Below are 16679 nucleotides of genomic sequence, written 5' to 3' on the forward strand. Positions count from 1 at the left end.
CGATGAGCGCTCCTTCTCCACGGCCCTGGGCCCGCCGCTTCGCGCGTGTGGGCCGGCTGGTGCGCCGCGTGCGCGACTGGACGCCGTTCACGGCGCTCGGGCTGTGTGTGGGGCTGGCGGCGGCGGTGGGGCTGCGGGTGTTCGCGTTTGCGCGGCTGGACCTGGTGTGGCTGGTGGTGGCGTATGCGCTCTTGGGGCTGCTGGCGTTCGACCTGCTGCTGGTGGTGGTGGCCACGGTGGTGCTCAAGGTGCGGCTGCGCGCGCCCGAGGGGCAGGTGCTGGTGACGCAGACCGAGACGCCCACGCTCACGGGCTTCGTGCTGCCGCGCTGGACGTTCGTGCCGCTCATCCGGGTGCAGCACGAGCTGGTGGCGCCGGTGCATGCATCGCTGGTGGAGTCGCCTTGGGCGGGGCGCCCGCGGGAGCTGCAGGACGAGGGGCCGCTGCGCGACGCGGAGTGGGTGCGCTTTGCGCGGCGCGGTGAGGCCAGCGTGATCGAGCGGCGCGTGGTGGTGTCCGACGTGCTGGGGCTTTCGCAGCTCGCGTTCCGGCTGCGGCAGGAGCTGTCGCTTGCCGTGCGGCCGCACCCCGGGGCGCTCGAGCGCATGCCGGTGCTCACGTCGCTCGCGGCGGGGGACGAGCAGGCTCACCCGCTCGGCGCGGCGGACGGTGACCGCATCGAGCTGCGGCGCTACCAGCCGGGCGACCCGGCGCGCTTCATCCACTGGAAGATCTACGCGCGCACCGGGAAGCTGCTGGTGCGCCAGCCCGAGCGGTCGCTCACGCAGACCACGCGCACGGTGGCGTACCTGATCGCGGGCCCGCGTGACGAAGCCAGCGCGGCGGCGGCGCGGGTGGCTCTCGAGCAGGGGGCGCTGGGCGCGGACTGGCTGTTCGGCGCGGACGGGACACCCACCCCAGCGAGCGACCTGCCGGCGGCGCTCGAGGCGATCGTCCGTTCGGGGGACACCCACGCGAAGCCTGCTGGGGACGCCTCCGGGGACACCCACCCGAGCCTGCTCGAGCCGTTCATCCAAGAGGCCGAGCTGCGCGGCCCGGCGCGCATCGTGGTGTTCGCTCCCCCCACCCCGGGCGAGTGGGTGTCCTCGCTCGGGTCCCTGCTGGAGCTCGCCGCCGCCCGGCCTGGGCGGGTGCACGTGGTCATCGGCGTGGATGGAGTGTCCCGCCACACGCCCCACCCGCTGGCTGTCCGCTTGTTGCGCACCCCAGCCCCTCAATTGAATGACGACCTGGCCGCCCTCGACGCGCTGCGCGCCACGCTCCAGGCCGCGGGCGTGGACAGCGTGGTGGTGGACCGCCGCTCGGGGCAGGTGCTGTCCGACGCTCACCTGCACGCTGCGCTGGAGGCCGCATGAGCGAGCCCACCGCCCCGCCGGCGCGAGCGCGCTTCCACCTGCCCACGGCGCTGCGCGTGCTCATGTACGCCGTGGTGGGCGCGGTGCTGGCCGTCCCGCTGGCCCGCGCGCCCGCCGTGGTGAGCGCTGCCCTCGGAGCCGGCCTCGGCGCGGCGCTCGGGGCTCGCGCGGCCCGGGGCGCGTACCGGAGCGTGCCGCTGCTGGCCTTCGCGCTGGGGGTCATGCTGCTCACTGGCGTGCTTCACACGCTGCTGCTCGGGTCCACCACACTCGCGGGCCTGCTCGGGCCCACCGGCGCCTACCGCGCGGCGGACGCCCTGCTTGCGATGGGTGTCCTCACAGGCGCCGCCTTCGGGCTGCGCGCCCTGTCCTCGCGGCGGCCGCTGTTTGCCGCGCTCGAGGTGCTGCTGGCGGTGTTCGCGTTCACGCAGCTGGTGGTGGCGCACCGCGACGGGGCCATCAACCGGCCGTTCGAGATCGCGGACCCCATCCTGGCCACGGGCGGCGACCCGTCGCTGGTGTTCATTGGGGTGGGCGTGGCTGCTGCGCTGGTGGTGGCGCTCACGCTGCTGGCCGAGGAGCGCGCCGGGCGGCTGGTGCTGCACGTGGCGGTGGTGGGTGTCCTCCTCGCGCTGCTGGCGTTCACCACGCGCATGGTGGGCATGCCCACGCCGCCCGAGAGCGGGGGAGGGCTGGGCCTGCGCGAGGACGAGGGCGGCCCCGGTGGCGACCAGGAGCGCGAAGGCCAAGGCGGGCAGAGCGGTGGCAGCGGTTCTGGGAGCCCCGACTCGCCGGAGTTCCGCGACAACTACGAGGGCGACCAGAGCGACGTGCCGGTGGGCGTGGTGATCTTCCGCGACGACTACTCGGCCCCGGCCGGTGTGTACTACTTCCGGCAGGGCGCGTTCAGCCAGTGGAACGGGAGGCGCCTGGTGGCGAGCACGCTGGCCGACGTGGACCGCGACCTGGTGCAGGGCTTCCCGGTGGAGTCCACGCCGGTGCGTGATCCACCACCGCTGAACGCCACGCGCCGCGAGGTGGAGACCACGGTGGCGCTGCTGGCGGACCACACGCTGCCCTTCGCGCTCGAGTCGGCGGTGCGCCTGCGGCCGGCGCCCAACCCGGACCCGTCGCGCTTCCGCGTGGCCTACCACGTGACCTCCGCGGCCATGATCGCGGACTACTTCTCGCTGCTGGAAGCCGACACGGGCGCGCGCACCTGGAGCAGCGAGGCGCTCGACGAGTACACGCAGGCGCCGGCCGACCCGCGCTATCGGGAGCTGGCCGAGCAGATCATCGCGGAGCGCGTGCCCGCGGACATGCGCGACCAAGACGCCGCCAAGGTGTTCGCCATCACCGAGTGGCTGGGGGAGCACGGCATCTACAGCCAGCGCAGCCAGCACGCGAGCGCCGACGACCCCACCGCGCACTTCCTGTTCGGCGACCGCACGGGCTACTGCGTGCACTTCTCGCACGCGGCCGCGTTCCTGTTCCGGTCCATCGGACTGCCCGCGCGCGTGGCCACGGGCTACGCCATCCCGGAGTCCAACCGCCAGGGCGGCAGTGCGCTGCTGGTCACGGGGCAGAGCTCGCACGCGTGGCCCGAGGTGTACTTCGAGGGCTTCGGCTGGGTGGTCACCGACGTGTCGCCGCAGCAGACGCTGGACCCACCCGCGCCCCCGCCCGACCCGGACCTGCAGCGCTTGCTGGGCGAGCTGGCGCGCGGCCAGACGCTGGCCCCGCCCGACGCCGAAGACGACGTGGCCGACGCGGTGGCGTGGCTCCGGGAGTTCCTGCCCGCGCTGGGCTGGGGTGCGCTCGCCACCCTGATCGCGCTGCTGGTGAGCCTCTATCTCACAAAGCTGTGGCGCCGCCTGGCCCCGCGCTTCGCCAGCGACCCGCAGCTGGCGCTCGTGCTGCACCGCGCGGCGCTCGACCGGCTGAGCGACGTGGCCGTTCGCCGCATGCCCGGCGAGACCCGCGAGGCCTTTGCGGCGCGCGTGGCGGCGCAGGTCCCGAGCCTCGCCCAGCTGGCGGCTGTCACCGAGGGCCGCGCGCTCGGCAGCACGCGCGCGCAGCAGGTGCCCCGCGCCGAGCTGCTGAGCGTGGCCCAGCGCGTGCGCAGCGAGCACGCCCGCGCGTTCCCTCTCGGCCGGCGCCTGCTCGGCTGGCTCGTCCCCTGGTCCTTCCTGCGCACCCGCTGAGTGCTGCCCCTCTCTCATCGCCCCTCGCGCCCACGAACTCACTCATGACCACCGACACCACTCCCGCTTCTCCCGCCTCGGCCAACCTCGACCGCGCGCACGCCGTCATCACCACGCTGCGCCATCGCCTGCGCGCCGCCGTGAAGGGCCGCGACGAGATCGTGGACCTGGTGCTGGTGGCGCTGCTCGCCGACGGCCACGTGCTGCTCGAGGACTACCCCGGCTCCGGCAAGACCACGCTGGCGCGCGCGCTCGGTGAGGGCATCGCGGACGACGACCTCGCCGAGGGCATCGCGCCCTTCCGGCGCATCCAGTTCACGCCGGACCTCCTGCCCAGCGACATCACGGGCACCAACATCTTCGACATGGAGTCGCAGCGCTTCGTGTTCCGCCCGGGGCCGCTGTTCGCGCACGTGGTGCTGGCCGACGAGATCAACCGCACCTCGCCGAAGGTGCAGGCCGCCATGCTCGAGGCCATGGGCGAGAAGCAGGTGACCGCCGACAACACCAGCCACGCGCTCGACGCGCTCTTCTTCGTGATCGCCACGCAGAACCCGCTGGACCTCGCGGGCACCTACCCGCTGCCCACGCCGCAGCTCGACCGCTTCCTGTTCAAGCTGGTCATGAAGCACATCGCGCGCGACGCCGAGATCGAGGTGCTGGCTTCGTATCCCACCCCCACGCTCGCGCGGGCCGGTGCCACGGCGCAGGTGCGCCGCAGTGAGCTGCTGGCGGCGCGCGAGACCATGCGCTCGGCGGTCACGATCCACCCGCTGTTCCGCGACTGCCTGGTGGACCTGGCGCGGGCGCTGCGCGCGGACCCACGCACGCTGCAGGGCGCCTCCACGCGCTCGCTGGTGCTCATGCTGCCGGCGCTCCAGGCGCGCGCGCTGCTCGAGGGGCGTGACTACGTGTCGCCCGACGACCTCGCCGCCATCGCGCCGCACGTGTTCGGGCACCGCTTGGTGGTGGCCCCCGGCGCGGCCAACGTGGAGAGCATCCTGCGCGACGCGCTGACCCCGCAGCTCGAGCGCCTGGCGCGGGTGACTCGCTGACATGCTGCGCGCCCGCCACGCTCGCATCGCCGCCCTCGCGCTCGCCTCGCTGATCCTGGTCAGCGGCCTGTGCGCGCTGGGCGAGCACGCGCGTGCGCAGGGCACCCCCACCCCGTGGACCCAGCTCAGCCCGGCCGAGGAGGAGGCGTTCCTCATGGTCGAGCAGAACCAGATGATCCGCGCGCGCGAGCTGGGCGAGGCGCTCGTGGCCGACGACCCCACCTCGTTCATCGGGCACCTGGTGCTGGCCTACGCGCAGCACTTCGCCGAGGCCAACTTCCCGCGCGCGCTCTATCACGCGAACCTGGCGCGCCAGCACTTCGAGGCGCGCTTCGGGCCGGAGCCGCAGACCCCGGCGCCGTGGATCTGGCACGCGCGCATCATCCAAGAGCTGGCCAACGTGCACGGTGACCTGGGCCACCACGCGGAGCGCATCGCGCTGATCGAGCGCTTCAACCGCAGCTACCAGCCGCGCATGGTGGCCGAGGTGGCTTGGTCGCTCATGAAGCTGGGGCGCTACGACGAGGCGCGCGCCGCCGCACGAGCCGGGCTCGCGGAGGACGGCCCCGGGCAGGTCATGGTGGCGCTCAACGCGCTCTGCGCCATCGAGTTCGAGGCCGGCCGTGACGGCGCCAGCTACGACGCCTGCGGCCAAGCGCTGGCCCACTCGCGCCAGACGGGCAGCGTCACCGTGGTGGACCTCACGAACTTCGCCGAGGCCGCGCGCACCATGTTCCAGCTGGCCGAGGCCGAGCGCGCGCTGCTCGAGGCCACCGAGGCGTCTTCCTCGCTCTACGGCAACCCCTGGCTCGACCTGGCCGAGCTCTACACGCGCGCCGGGCGCTTCGCCGAGGCGGGGCAAGCGCTGAGCGAGATCGCGGCGTGGCGGGGCAAGCGGCCGCCCCACGCGCGCGACGCAGACCGCAACGAGAGCCGGCGCGGCATCGCGGAGTTCATGCTGGTCACGGGCATGCACGAGCAGGCGCTCGGGCTCACCGACAAGGCCATGGTCACGCCCGACCGGCGCGCGCACAACAGCCGCAACCCGGCGCAGGACCGCAGCCTGACGGCGCTGCTGGACCGGCGCGCGCGGCGCATGGCGGCCGAGAGCCGCGTGGAGGGCGCCACCGCCAAGCCCTGGTACGAGCGGCTGCTGGCGCAGGGCGAGGCGTGGGTGCTCGAGGCCCAGGCCTTCCTGAGCGGGCGCGCCGTCACGCGCATCCTCACCGAAGACGACGACCTGCTGGTGGGGCTGCTGCGCTTCGGCACCGCGTCGAGCGGCGTGCAGCCGCCGTGGCTCACGGGTGACCTCGTGGAGCTGTTCGGGCCCGGTGTGATGCACGAGGCCATCGTGCGCGCCGACGCGGGCGACGGGCGCGCGGCCGCCGACCCGTACTACGCCGCGCTGCACGCCGAGGTGGCGCTGGCGGAGGGTGACGAAGAGGCCGTGCAGCGCTACGCCGCGCGCGCCCTGGCGGGGCTCGGCACGGGAGAAGCGCTGCTGCGTGCGCGCGTGATGGCGCTGCAGGCGCAGGCCGGCCTCGACGTGAACTACGACGCGGTGCTGGGCACCGACCCGGGCGTGTTCCGCCGGCTCGAGGCCGCCATCCCGGTGCGCTTGCGTGTGCAGGGTGATGCCGTGGCCGAGGAGGTGGCAGACGCGGTCCGCCGCAGCCCGCGCTTCCACGTGACGTCCGACGCGCCGCTGACGGTGTCCGTCGACGTGCGCGCGGCGGGTGGTCGCGTCTGCTTGCTCGGAGGCGCCGAGCGCGTGTTCGGCTGCGGCGAGGCCAGCGTGACCAACGACGCCGACAGCGTGCAGACGCTCGCGCAGCGCCTGGTGGACGCGTTCCACACCGACGTCTTCGCGCCGCGCGTGGACATGTCGCAGGCCGAGATCAACTCGCTCGACGGCAGCAGCCAGAGCACGCGCAACCCGCTCGAGACGCTGTTCGGGCCCGCGCCCGAGATCACCCTTCCGTGATCAACACGTGCTCGCGCATGAGCATCACCCGCAGCGTGCTCATGTCCAGGAACGAGCGCACGTCTTCGTAGATGCGGCCCATGTTCGCGTCGTCGCCGCCGTAGAGGCGCTTCGGGTCCGTGGCGTCGGCCAGCTCGCGGAAGTGCAGCGCCACGATGCCCGCGAGCGAGGGCGTGTGCTCCGTCAGGCCGTTGAGCACCGCGTTCCGGTCGTAGCGCCAGATGGGGTGGATCTCGAGGGCCAGCGGGCCGTGCTTGCCGTGCCAGTGCTCCATGAAGTCGGCCTGCGCGAGGCCGGGCTTGGGCCGCAGGAACGTGACCTGCCGCACGCCGGGGGACGCGGTGCCCAGCTCCCACGTGCGCTCGTAGTCGCGCGGGATGTCCTGCGACACGGCGTAGCCGTCCACGTACTTCCCGGTGGGGTCCAGCACGCTCATCATGGCCAGCGCATCGCCGCGCTCGGCGAGGGTGGCGCTCACGAGGCCACTCAAGATGGCGCCGTCCCCGTCGCGCTTCGCGTTCAGCGCCGCGCCGCTGTCGGGCGGCAGCGCCACGTCGATGCTGAGCGAAAGCGGACGAAAGCGCTCGAGGGCCTTGGCCGTGGGACCGAGCAGCGCCTGCGAGAACGCCTCGAGGGAGGCGCCCACCGGGCGAGAGAGCACGAAGCAGTAGCGTTGGGTCATCACAAGTCCGGGATGTCGAAGGGGGTGTTGCTGATCTCGATCCCGCCATCCACGGCGATGATCCGCCCAGTGGTATAGCTGCCCGCGTCGGAGGCCAGGTAGAGCGCCGTGCAGGCCACGTCTTCCACCTTGCCCACGGCGCGCAGCGGGGTGCGCTTGATCAGACCATCTCGTACGGCCGGGTTCGCCAGGAACTTCCCGAGCGCCTCGGTCTCGATGGCGCCACAGCAGATGGCGTTGACGCGCACCTTGGGGGCCAGCTCGTTGGCCATCAGGCGGGTCATGTGCTGGAGGGCCGCCTTGGCGGTGCCGTAGGCCACGAAGCCGCGCCCCACGATGCGCCCGAGCGAGCTCGAGATGTTCACGATGGAGCCCCGGCCCGTGGCCAAGAGGTGCGGCGCGGCCAGGCGCGAGAGCAGGAACGCCTGCGTGACGTTGAAGCGCAGCGCGTCCTCGAAGACCTGCTCGCTGGTGCGCAGGAGCGGCACGTGCGGCGCGCCGCCGGCGTTGTTCACCAGCACGTCCAGGTGGTCGTGGTCCCGGATGGTCTGCGCCACCAGCGCCTCCAGCTGGCTGCGGTCGGTCACGTCGCAGGCAATGGCCGTGGCGCGGCGGCCCAGCGCGCGGGCGGCCTCGGCCACCTCTTCCACGTCGGCCAGCGTGCGCGCGGCCACCACCACGTCGGCGCCCGCCTCTGCATACGCCAGCGCGATGCCGCGTCCGATGCCCTTGCCAGCGCCCGTGATGAGCGCCACGCGCCCGTCCATCCGAAATCGGTCGAGAATCATGCGCGGGAGTGTACCGCCCTTTTCCCGGCAGCGAGCCCAACCTGTCCAGCGAGGACACCCATCGGGCGCGCCCTGTAACGTCCGGGCCCGCGCGCTCCGAGGACACTCACTCGAAGCCCCCACCGGAGCTCCGCCGTCTGGTATCTTCGGCGGATGTTCGACCGTGTGAAAGAGATCCAGAAGCGCTGGGACGGGCTCCCGGTGGGCCCGTGGCGCGTGGACGGCGGTGACCCGCGCTGGGTGGTCCGCGATGCACACGGGCGCGCCCTGCTCGAGACGGCGGACAAGCAGGTCGCCCGCGAGCTCGCGGCCAGCTACGAGGACGTGGCGTTTCTCATCGGCGAGGTCCAGCGCGCGCGCCGCGAGGCCAAGGAAGCCCGCGAGAAGAGCGGCGACTTTCTGGGCAAGGGGCACGACGGGCGCATCACGCTGGCCACCTACACCATCGAGTCGGACGACTCGGAGGGGTAGGCACGCGCAGGGGATGGGCATCAACCGCCCGAGCAGTGTCCCACGTAGACGTAGACGTGGTCGTACTCGTGCTCGTTGACGTGCTCGTGCTCGTGCTCGCGTCCCTACCACCCCCACCGGCTACCGAGACAGCTTCGACACCATCCGCCCCAGCAGCTCGACCGCCTGGCGACGCTGCTTGTCCGTCCCGACGTCCCAAAGGCGAACGAAGTCGAGCACTGCCGCCCACTGCATCACCCAGCCGCATGCGGCTGCGACGCGACGCGCCCTGTCAGCCGCGGCGACTCGACCGGTTCCCTCGGCGGAGTGGAGCGGGCGAGTACGAGCACGAGCACGAGCACGTCAACGAGCACGAGTACGCCTACGACCACGTCAACGCGCGACTCGGCGACGCCGGAGCGACGGGCCGCTTCCGCACCGGTGGCGCCACGGGCACCTCTTCCACCACCTCGCGCGGCAGCCGCTGGGCCGGCAGCAGACCCGCGAGAGGCGGCCGCGCCACGTGCAGCGGCACGCCGTGCGGCGTCTGGGGCACGGGGGCCAGGTCGAGGGCGCTGCGCAGCACCGTCTTGCCCAGGCTGTCGAGGGTGTCGTGTTGCAGCACACGGAGCAGCTGGCGCACGCGCGTCTTGAGCGTGTTCGGCGAGACGCCCAGGCCGCGCAGGATGTCGTCGCGGCCCTGCGGCAGCGTGGAGATGGCCGTCAGCTCCATCTGGCGCGCGGTCAGCTCGTGCTCGCGACCCAGGTTCTCGACGGCGGCCGCCACCAGGCCGCGCCCGCTGACCTCGTAGGCCAGGCAGTAGCCCAGGAAGTAGCGCTCCTCGGCGCGGGGGGCGCTCTTGGGAAGCCAGCGGTGAGGAAGCGCTGCGGCGTCCAGCTCGGGGCGGGTGTCGCCGATCAGCAGCACCGGAGGCGGCGGCGCCCCGGGGGCACGGGAGCGCCAGAGCGCGAGCAGGGCGTCGTGGTCACGCAGCCCCTCCACCCACCAGCCCAGCCAGCGCTCGTGGGTGCGCAGCAGCGCGCGCGCCTCCGTCACGGAGGAGACCACCTCGGTCAGCGCATGGGTGGACAGGCGCGCTCCGAGTCGCCGGGCACTACTGCGGGTCGCAACAACGAGAAAGGCAGGCTTGTGAGTCATGGTTTACCGTGGTGATTGCCGTTTCGGGGGCGATTGACACCATCTGACGGCATGCTGACACCCTAAATGATTCCTATCAAGGGACTCGTATACCTAATTTAGGGACGGTAAGGCAAGGTGGGCGATCGCATTTTCAGTCGGCATAATGCCCGAGACCATGCGCGCGGCCGTTGCCCTCTCCTGCTTCCTGTCCTGTCAGCTCCTGCTCGGCTGTGGCGCGCGCACCCTCCTCGACGACGGGGTGGACTCGAGCGTCACCGAGCGGGTGCCCGAGGACGAGCGCTGCGATGGGCTCGACCAGGACTTCGATGGGAACGTGGACGAGGACTTCCGTGACGAGCTGGGGCGCTACATCACCCCGCGGCACTGCGGCGCCTGCGGGACCGAGTGCGTGGTCCCCAACGGGCTGACGCTCGAGATGGATTGCCTGCTGGTGGACGAGAACCCCGTGTGTGGCGCCACGCGCTGTGTGCCCGGCTTCTGGCCCTCGCGCACCGGCACGTGCGTGCCCGCCTATGACTACCTGTGCCTGCCGTGCACGGTGGACGAAGACTGCGGGCCCGGCGCGCTGGCCCGCTGCGCAGACGTGGGTGGCGAGCTGCGCTGCGCGGTGGACTGCGAAGTGAGCTGCCCCAGCGGGTATGCCTGCCAAGAGGACGGCACGTGTGTTCCTTCCGGCGGGAGCTGCCGCTGTGAGCCGGGCGACTTCTTCGAGCTGGCCTGCGTGGTGCCCGGCCCCGACGCCGGTGCGCCTGCCCCCGAAGACCCGCTGCCCCCGCCCGACATGGTGCGCTGCCCGGGCCGCGCGGTGTGCAGCGCGGGCGTGCTGTCCGAGTGCGTGGCGCCCGCCGAGGCCTGCAACGAGAGCGACGACGACTGCGACGGCGAGGTGGACGAAGACTTCCGCAACGCGGTCGGCGGCTATGCTGATTTGCACCACTGCGGCGCGTGCGGCGTGGACTGCTCGCTCTCGCCGGTGCCCGAGGGCGACCTGGTGTGCGGTGGCGACCCGTTCGCGCCCACCTGTGTGTTGAGCTGCCCGGACACGCTCGACGGCATCCAGCCGGGAGACCGCGTGGACGGCGACCGCGACGTGGCCACCGGCTGCGAGTGCACCGTGAGCGCGCTGAATGACGTGCCCGGCCCCGTGGGCGCCGTGGGCCAGGCGCTGGACGTCAACTGCGACGGCGCCGACGGCGAAGTGCCGCGCAGCTTCTACGTGGCCACCGACGGCAGCGACACCGGCCCGGGCTCACCCACACGGCCGCTCGCCACGGTGGGCGCCGCGCTGCTGCGCGCGCTCGACGAGGGCCGCGCAGACGTGTTCATCGCGAGCGGCACCTACGTGGAGGCGCTGGCGCTGCCGAGCGGGGTGCGCCTGCACGGTGGCTACCGGCGCGACTTCTTGGCGCTCGACCCCGAGGGCTTCACCACCATCTTGCGCGCGCCGCTCGACTCGCCGCTGCCCGGCGGTGCGGCCCTGGCGTCCACCGACTGCGCGAGCGGGGACACCGTGGTGGAGTGGCTGAGCGTGCGCGGGCGCGACGCCATCGCGCCGTCCTCGCCCACCGTGGCCATCTGGCTCGCGTGCACGGCGGGCGGCCGCAGCGTGCGTCTCGACACGTTGGACATTCGCCCGGGCGTTCCAGGCAGCGGCGCGAGCGGCGTCGCTGGACAAGCCGGCGCCTCGCCCTCCGCGTCACCCCTCGCTGGCGACCCACCACGCGGGGCCGTCGAGAGCAGCCGCACCTGCACACGCGGCAGCGAGAACCTCGTGGATGGCGGTAACGGTGGGCGCCACTCCTGCAACGGCCAGAGCACCGCTGGTGGGGACGGCGCCTCGGCGAGCTGCCCGTCGTTCGCGGCGTTCCAGCCGCGCGGCGCGAGCGGTCAGGGCCGTTCGCCCGGCCAGGGTGGCGACGGCGGCCAAGACTCGCGCGGCCCGGTGGTGGGCTCGAGCTGCCCCACGGCGGTGTGCTGCGGGCTGGCCGACTTCGTGGTCCCCACGGAGTTCACGGGCCCGAGTCCCGGCTCGGCGGGCGGCAATGGCTCGGCCGGCATGGCTGGGCGCGGCTGCACCAACGCGCTCGGGCGCTTCGAGGATGGCGTGTGGGTGCCTGACACCTCCACCAATGGCACCGCGGGCGCGGCGGCCTCGGGCGGCGGTGGCGGAGGCGCGGGCGGCGGCGCCGAGATGGAGTACTTCCCCAACCAGTGCGAGTTCGCGGACGGACTGGGCGGTGGCGGCGGTGGCGGTGGCGCCGGAGGCTGCGGCGGCGGTGCCGGCACGGCGGCCACCAGCGGCGGCCCGGCCATCGCCATCTACATCGACGACGCGAGCGCCCCCAACGTGGTGGTGCGCGGCTCGCGGGTGGCTTCCCCAGACGGCGGGCGCGGCGGCGATGGCGGCGCGGGCGGCGGTGGCGGTGCCGGCAGCCCGGGCGCCACGGGCGGCTCCATCCCGCTCGCCCAGCGCGTCACCCCCACGTTGGCCGGGCCCTTCTCGGGTGGCCGCGGCGGCTCGGGTGGGCGCGGCGGTGACGGCGGAGGCGGTGGTGGCGGCTGTGGCGGGCCCAGCGTGGGCATCTGGGGCGGCAGCAGCGCGGACGCGGCGCGCTTCCGGCCGCTCAACACCTTCGCGGTGGGCATGGGAGGCCGCGCGGGCCGCGGCGGAGGCGGCGCCGCCATGGGCGGTGACGGGGCCACAGGAGGGTCGTTCGATGTTCTCCCGCGCTGACTTGGGTTTCGCGCCACGCGGTGTCTCGGCATGGGCGCTGGGCTTGTGCATGCTCTCGCTCGGCGCGCTCGCGTCGGGCTGCTTTCGGGCTCACCGCTGCGGCGACGAGACCTGCGACTACGGCGACGACGACTGCGACGGCCGCGTGGACGAGGGCTTCCTGGACGAAGGGCTGTACGTCAGCGCCGAGCACTGCGGGGGCTGCGGCGTGAGCTGCGCGGCCGTGTTCCCCACGGCCCTCGAGACCGCCTGTGATGTGATGGAGGGCGTGCCCACCTGCGTGCTGGTGAGCTGCCCGCCGGGCTTCCACCGCGCCGACGCGGGCAGCTGCGTGCCGGACGTGCCGGTGGCCTGTGCGCCGTGCACGGCAGACACCGACTGCGCGCTGCGCTTGCCGGGCTCCGTGTGCCGCACGCTGGGCAGTGGCGACGCGCGCTGCTTCGAGCCCTGCGCCGAGGGCTGCGCTCCGGGCCTCGCGTGCCAGGACGGGGCCTGCATCCCCAACTCGGGCACCTGCGAGTGCGCCGACGTGGACGTGGACGCGCGCTTCGCGTGCCTGCTCACCAGCCCGAGCGGCGACGTGTGCGCGGGCGAGCAGCCGTGCGAACCGGGCGGCCTCGGGCAGTGCGTGGCGGTGCTGGCCGAGTCCTGCAACGCCGAGGACGAAGACTGCGACGGGCGGGTGGACGAGGACTTCCTGGACGAGCTCGGGCGCTTTGCGCGTGACCCGCTCCACTGCGGTGCCTGCAACACGCCTTGCGCGCCGCCCGGGCCGAACATGGTGGCCATGTGTGTGGGGCTGCCCTCGCCGGGCCCCGATGGCCTCGACGCGCGGTGCGACGTGGCCTGTGAAGAGGGCTTCGTGGATGTGGACGGACTGGTGGCCAACGGCTGCGAGTGCGAGCGCTGGGACGGCCAGGGGCCGCCGCCGGTGGTGGGCGGCGACGCGGACTGCGACGGCGTGACCGACGACGACGACACGTTCATCCACGTGACGCCCACGGGCAACGACGCCAACCCCGGGACGCTGGTGCAGCCCATGCGCACGGTGGGCGCAGCGCTCCAGCGCGGCGCCATGGCCAACAAGGACGTGCTCGTGGCAGGCGGCGTGTACGCGGGCCTGGTGACCATGGTGCCCGGCGTGGACGTGTTCGGCGGCTACCGCGTGGACTTCCGCGACCGTGACCTGGGGCTCTACCCCGTGACCCTCGAGCGCCCGGACGCGCCGGGGCAGCCCGTGCTGCTCTGCCAGAACGTGCGCACGGCCACGCGCGTGGAGGGCTTCACGGTGCGCGGCTCCGACGCGAGCGGGCCCGGCCAGGGCAGCACGGCGGTGTACCTCGACGGCTGCGGCCCCGAGGTGGTCTTCAGCAACCTGAGCGTGATCGCCGGGCGCGGCGAAGATGGCGTGGAGGGCGACGACTCGAGCGACAACCTCCCGGAGCTGGATCCGGGCCTGGCCTCGCTCGCAGAGCTCGAAGGCGCAGACGGCGCGACCGGTGGGCGGGGCACGGGAGACGGCACGTGCCGGCCCGTGAGCGGCGGCGCGGCCGGGCTGCAGCGCTGCGGCGCCTCCGACGTGTCGGGCGGGCGCGGCGCGGACGAGAGCTGCGTGGGGCTGGCGTGCACCAACGGCTTCCCGTGCGCGAACGCGGGCTGCACGGACTTCACCAGCGGCGGCGTGTGCGACATCGCCACGGTGCTGGCGCTGGCGTCCCCCAACCCGGCGGCGCAGGCCGGTCGCGGGCCTGGCGCGGGTGCAGCCGGAGCCACCACCTATGACGCGCCCACCAACCGCGCGGCGTGCAACTTCTGCGACGACAACCCCACGCTGCAGCGCGACGGCGACGACGGCCGCGACGGCGCGCACGGGGCGGACGGCAGCGGCGGACCGGGCTGCGGCGGAGCGCCGGAGTTCGACGCGGTGACCGGGCGCCTGCGTGGCCGCTCGGGCGCGGACGGCACGCCCGGGACCCATGGCGCGGGCGGCGGCGGCGGGTCTTCTGGCGGGGGCTACGCCGTCATCGGCGGGACCGGCTTCTGCTTCGGCGGGGACCGCGCAGGCGGCGGCGGCGGCGGTGGTGGCAGCGGCGGCTGCGGCTCACCCCGCGCCGAGGGCGGCTCCGGCGGCGGCGCTTCCGTTGGCATCCTGCTGCGGCTGGGTGCTGGCCTGGCGCAGGGGCCCCGCTTCGAGCAGCTGCGCGTGCAGACCGAGAGCGGCGGCGAAGGCGGCGACGGCGGTGTGGGCGCGCGCGGCGGTCAGGGCGGCGACGGCTTGGCGGGCGGCGTGGCCCCGTTCTGGTGCGCGCGCAACGGCGGGCGTGGCGGTGACGGCGGAGACGGCGGCGCAGGCGGCGGCGGCGGTGGCGGCTGTGGCGGCGGCGCGCACGCGTTCGCGCTCACGGGCAGCGGCGTGGACCCGGCGTACGTGCAGCTCCTGCGCGACGGAACGATGGTGGACGAGGCGGGTGTGGCTGGCAGTGGCGGCCGCGGTGGCTTCTCGCCCGGCATGCCCGGCGGCGCGGGCGGGAGCGGCAGCGAGGACGTGGTGCTGGTCTTCTGACGGGGTGCCCCTTCCGCGTGAGCGGCTCCGTGCTGCCGCGCACCCGCTCCGTGGCTCAGCCGCAGCCCTCACCCGGAGGGGCCGGTGAATGCCGACTTGTGTCGGCGCGTCTGCGCCCGGCTCTCTCGGCTCTCGGCCCCGGGGGCGCCGCTCGAATACCCAGCGGCGCCCCCGGGCATTGGATGCGCGCCCGAACTTGGAGTATCTCCCCCGCGATGCACTCTCTCGCACGACCCCTCTCCGCGCTGCTGCTCCTGGCCGGCGCCACTGGCTTCTGCTTCGGCTACGGGCAAGCGCACGGGCAGACTCGGCGCCCCACGCCTGCGCCCATCCCGGCCGCGGTGCCGCCGCGCCCCGCGAACACCACGGCGTGCAACTACCAGGACCCGCAGGACTTCATGATCCGCAGCAACTGGGCCACCACGCGCGAGATGCCCGAGGCCGAGCGCCGTGAGCGCCGCCAGATGGCGCAGCGCTCGGTGAACTTCCGCACGGAGCAGTACGGTTACTTCACGGGCTTCGGGAGCCGCTCGCTCAACCGCACCACGCCCATGGACAACGCCGTGCGTGCCGACTTCATGGGGCTGCGCGTGCGCCTCAACAGCAAGATCGTCCCGGCGCTGGCGTGCGTGGAGCAGCAGATCCGCGCGGAGTGCACCGAGCCGGCCTACACGCCGCGGCGCCTCTCGGGCATTCGCGACCGCAACACCTATCACAACGGTGAGGTCAGCAACCACGTGTACGGCATCGCCATCGACATCGATCCCACCGAGAACACGTGCTGCATGTGCGTGGCCGAGTGGGGCGACCACCCGCTGTGTCAGCGCCCGGTCGACTCCATCTACGAGCGCATGGCCATGCCCGAGTGCTGGGTGCACGTCTTCGAGCGCTTCGGCTTCTACTGGCTGGGTCGCGACCGCCTGCAGGACACCATGCACTTCGAGTTCCTGGGCGACCCGGCCCTGATCGCGCGGTCGTCCGGTGCGGCCGCGCCCGCAGCTCCCGCGCCCGCGCCCTGAGTCAGTCCGTGCACACGGCCCCGCTTGCCGAGCGCCGGTGGGTGTGCTGAAGCGAGACCCATGTCCGACCACGCTCACCTCGATGATCTCGCGCACGCCTGCGTGGCTGCCGTCCAACGTTCCCTCGGGATCGAGCTGGACTTCACGCAGGACACCCTGCCCATCCTCGACCACTACGTGAGCATGGCGCAGGGCACCAAGGCCGAGGTCATCGAGCTGCTGGCGCCCATGGCGGGGGCCTACTTCGGCGAGGTGGTGCGCCGCTCTGTGGGGGCGGCTCGCTGGCACGCGCCGGGCACGGACTACCACCAGTACCGGCTCGAGTTCGAGAACGCGTTCCTGCACTTCAACCCGCTGGGCATGGTGGTGGAGTCCATCCTGAAGGCGCCGGCCGAGGGCTGGATGGCGCACCTGCAGATGCTGCCGCGCGACCGCGAGCCGGTGCAGGCGTCGCTGGAGGCTCTTGGCGGGGTGCGCGACGACGACTACTTCCGGCTGACCGTGCGCTTCGAGACCATCGAGCAGGTCCACCTGGTGCTCAGCCACTTGGCGCTGTCGGCGGGGGAGGACACGCCGTTCTTCAGCCACGAGGTCTACGAAGCGACGCTGAGCACCGGGGTGCTGCCCAGCGACGGTCAGCTGCACTGAACACCACACATGTG

At 73.3% G+C, this 16679-nt stretch carries 12 protein-coding genes; 9 read left to right on the forward strand and 3 right to left on the reverse strand.

The window, feature by feature from the left end:
• The first annotated feature begins 2 nt into the window (after nt 1–2).
• From IPI43_03995 to IPI43_04010, 4 genes are read left to right on the forward strand one after another with little or no spacing between them, the layout of a single operon-like run.
• Nucleotides 3–1376 (forward strand): DUF58 domain-containing protein, encoded by a 1374-nt coding sequence (locus tag IPI43_03995; GenBank protein MBK7773287.1) that lies wholly within the window; start codon nt 3–5, stop codon nt 1374–1376.
• Nucleotides 1373–3580, forward strand: a complete 2208-nt coding sequence (locus IPI43_04000; GenBank protein MBK7773288.1) for a transglutaminase domain-containing protein — start codon at nt 1373–1375, stop codon at nt 3578–3580. The genes IPI43_03995 and IPI43_04000 overlap by 4 nt, the downstream gene beginning before the upstream one ends.
• A 44-nt stretch (nt 3581–3624) precedes the next feature.
• Nucleotides 3625–4635 carry an AAA family ATPase gene (locus tag IPI43_04005; GenBank protein MBK7773289.1) on the forward strand — a complete coding sequence of 337 codons (1011 nt, stop codon included), beginning with the start codon at nt 3625–3627 and terminating at the stop codon, nt 4633–4635.
• 1 nt (nt 4636) lies between these two features.
• On the forward strand, nt 4637–6619 hold the full coding sequence (locus IPI43_04010) for a hypothetical protein (GenBank protein ID MBK7773290.1): 1983 nt from the start codon (nt 4637–4639) through the stop codon (nt 6617–6619).
• On the opposite strand, the gene IPI43_04015 is transcribed toward IPI43_04010, so the two are convergent.
• Nucleotides 6606–7301: an EthD domain-containing protein gene (locus IPI43_04015; GenBank protein ID MBK7773291.1), complete on the reverse strand. Its 696-nt coding sequence runs from the start codon at nt 7299–7301 to the stop codon at nt 6606–6608. The genes IPI43_04010 and IPI43_04015 overlap by 14 nt on opposite strands.
• Complete coding sequence (locus IPI43_04020; protein ID MBK7773292.1) at nt 7301–8089, reverse strand: glucose 1-dehydrogenase; 789 nt, start codon at nt 8087–8089, stop codon at nt 7301–7303. Before IPI43_04020 ends, IPI43_04015 begins: the two co-directional genes overlap by 1 nt.
• A 153-nt stretch (nt 8090–8242) precedes the next feature.
• Between IPI43_04020 and IPI43_04025 the strand changes: the two genes are divergently transcribed.
• Nucleotides 8243–8560, forward strand: coding sequence for a hypothetical protein (locus IPI43_04025; protein ID MBK7773293.1), 318 nt, complete (start codon nt 8243–8245; stop codon nt 8558–8560).
• A gap of 361 nt (nt 8561–8921) precedes the next feature.
• On the opposite strand, the gene IPI43_04030 is transcribed toward IPI43_04025, so the two are convergent.
• The gene (locus IPI43_04030) at nt 8922–9608 is read right to left on the reverse strand and encodes a hypothetical protein (protein ID MBK7773294.1); all 687 of its coding nucleotides are present in this window, start codon (nt 9606–9608) and stop codon (nt 8922–8924) included.
• A gap of 247 nt (nt 9609–9855) precedes the next feature.
• Between IPI43_04030 and IPI43_04035 the strand changes: the two genes are divergently transcribed.
• The 4 genes from IPI43_04035 to IPI43_04050 all read left to right on the forward strand — a co-directional run bounded on the left by IPI43_04035 (nt 9856) and on the right by IPI43_04050 (nt 16665).
• Complete coding sequence (locus IPI43_04035) at nt 9856–12435, forward strand: hypothetical protein (protein MBK7773295.1); 2580 nt, start codon at nt 9856–9858, stop codon at nt 12433–12435.
• Nucleotides 12419–14998 carry a hypothetical protein gene (locus IPI43_04040; GenBank protein MBK7773296.1) on the forward strand — a complete coding sequence of 860 codons (2580 nt, stop codon included), beginning with the start codon at nt 12419–12421 and terminating at the stop codon, nt 14996–14998. Before IPI43_04035 ends, IPI43_04040 begins: the two co-directional genes overlap by 17 nt.
• A gap of 215 nt (nt 14999–15213) precedes the next feature.
• Nucleotides 15214–16017, forward strand: coding sequence for a M15 family metallopeptidase (locus IPI43_04045; GenBank protein MBK7773297.1), 804 nt, complete (start codon nt 15214–15216; stop codon nt 16015–16017).
• Nucleotides 16018–16077: 60 nt separating this feature from the next.
• A complete protein-coding gene (locus IPI43_04050) occupies nt 16078–16665 on the forward strand; it encodes a hypothetical protein (protein MBK7773298.1) in 588 nt (195 codons plus the stop codon).
• The last annotated feature ends 14 nt before the right edge of the window (nt 16666–16679 follow it).

This window comes from Sandaracinaceae bacterium (assembly GCA_016706685.1).
Lineage (GTDB): Bacteria > Myxococcota_A > Polyangia > Polyangiales > Houyiibacteriaceae > JADJJE01.

Bases quoted from the DNA above. Each gene is read 5' to 3' on its own strand.
- IPI43_03995 (MBK7773287.1), top strand. From the start codon at position 3: ATGAGCGCTCCTTCTCCACGGCCCTGGGCCCGCCGCTTCGCGCGTGTG.
- IPI43_04000 (MBK7773288.1), top strand. From the start codon at position 1,373: ATGAGCGAGCCCACCGCCCCGCCGGCGCGAGCGCGCTTCCACCTGCCC.
- IPI43_04005 (MBK7773289.1), top strand. From the start codon at position 3,625: ATGACCACCGACACCACTCCCGCTTCTCCCGCCTCGGCCAACCTCGAC.
- IPI43_04010 (MBK7773290.1), top strand. From the start codon at position 4,637: ATGCTGCGCGCCCGCCACGCTCGCATCGCCGCCCTCGCGCTCGCCTCG.
- IPI43_04015 (MBK7773291.1), bottom strand. From the start codon at position 7,301: ATGACCCAACGCTACTGCTTCGTGCTCTCTCGCCCGGTGGGCGCCTCC.
- IPI43_04020 (MBK7773292.1), bottom strand. From the start codon at position 8,089: ATGATTCTCGACCGATTTCGGATGGACGGGCGCGTGGCGCTCATCACG.
- IPI43_04025 (MBK7773293.1), top strand. From the start codon at position 8,243: ATGTTCGACCGTGTGAAAGAGATCCAGAAGCGCTGGGACGGGCTCCCG.
- IPI43_04035 (MBK7773295.1), top strand. From the start codon at position 9,856: ATGCGCGCGGCCGTTGCCCTCTCCTGCTTCCTGTCCTGTCAGCTCCTG.
- IPI43_04040 (MBK7773296.1), top strand. From the start codon at position 12,419: ATGTTCTCCCGCGCTGACTTGGGTTTCGCGCCACGCGGTGTCTCGGCA.
- IPI43_04045 (MBK7773297.1), top strand. From the start codon at position 15,214: ATGCACTCTCTCGCACGACCCCTCTCCGCGCTGCTGCTCCTGGCCGGC.
- IPI43_04050 (MBK7773298.1), top strand. From the start codon at position 16,078: ATGTCCGACCACGCTCACCTCGATGATCTCGCGCACGCCTGCGTGGCT.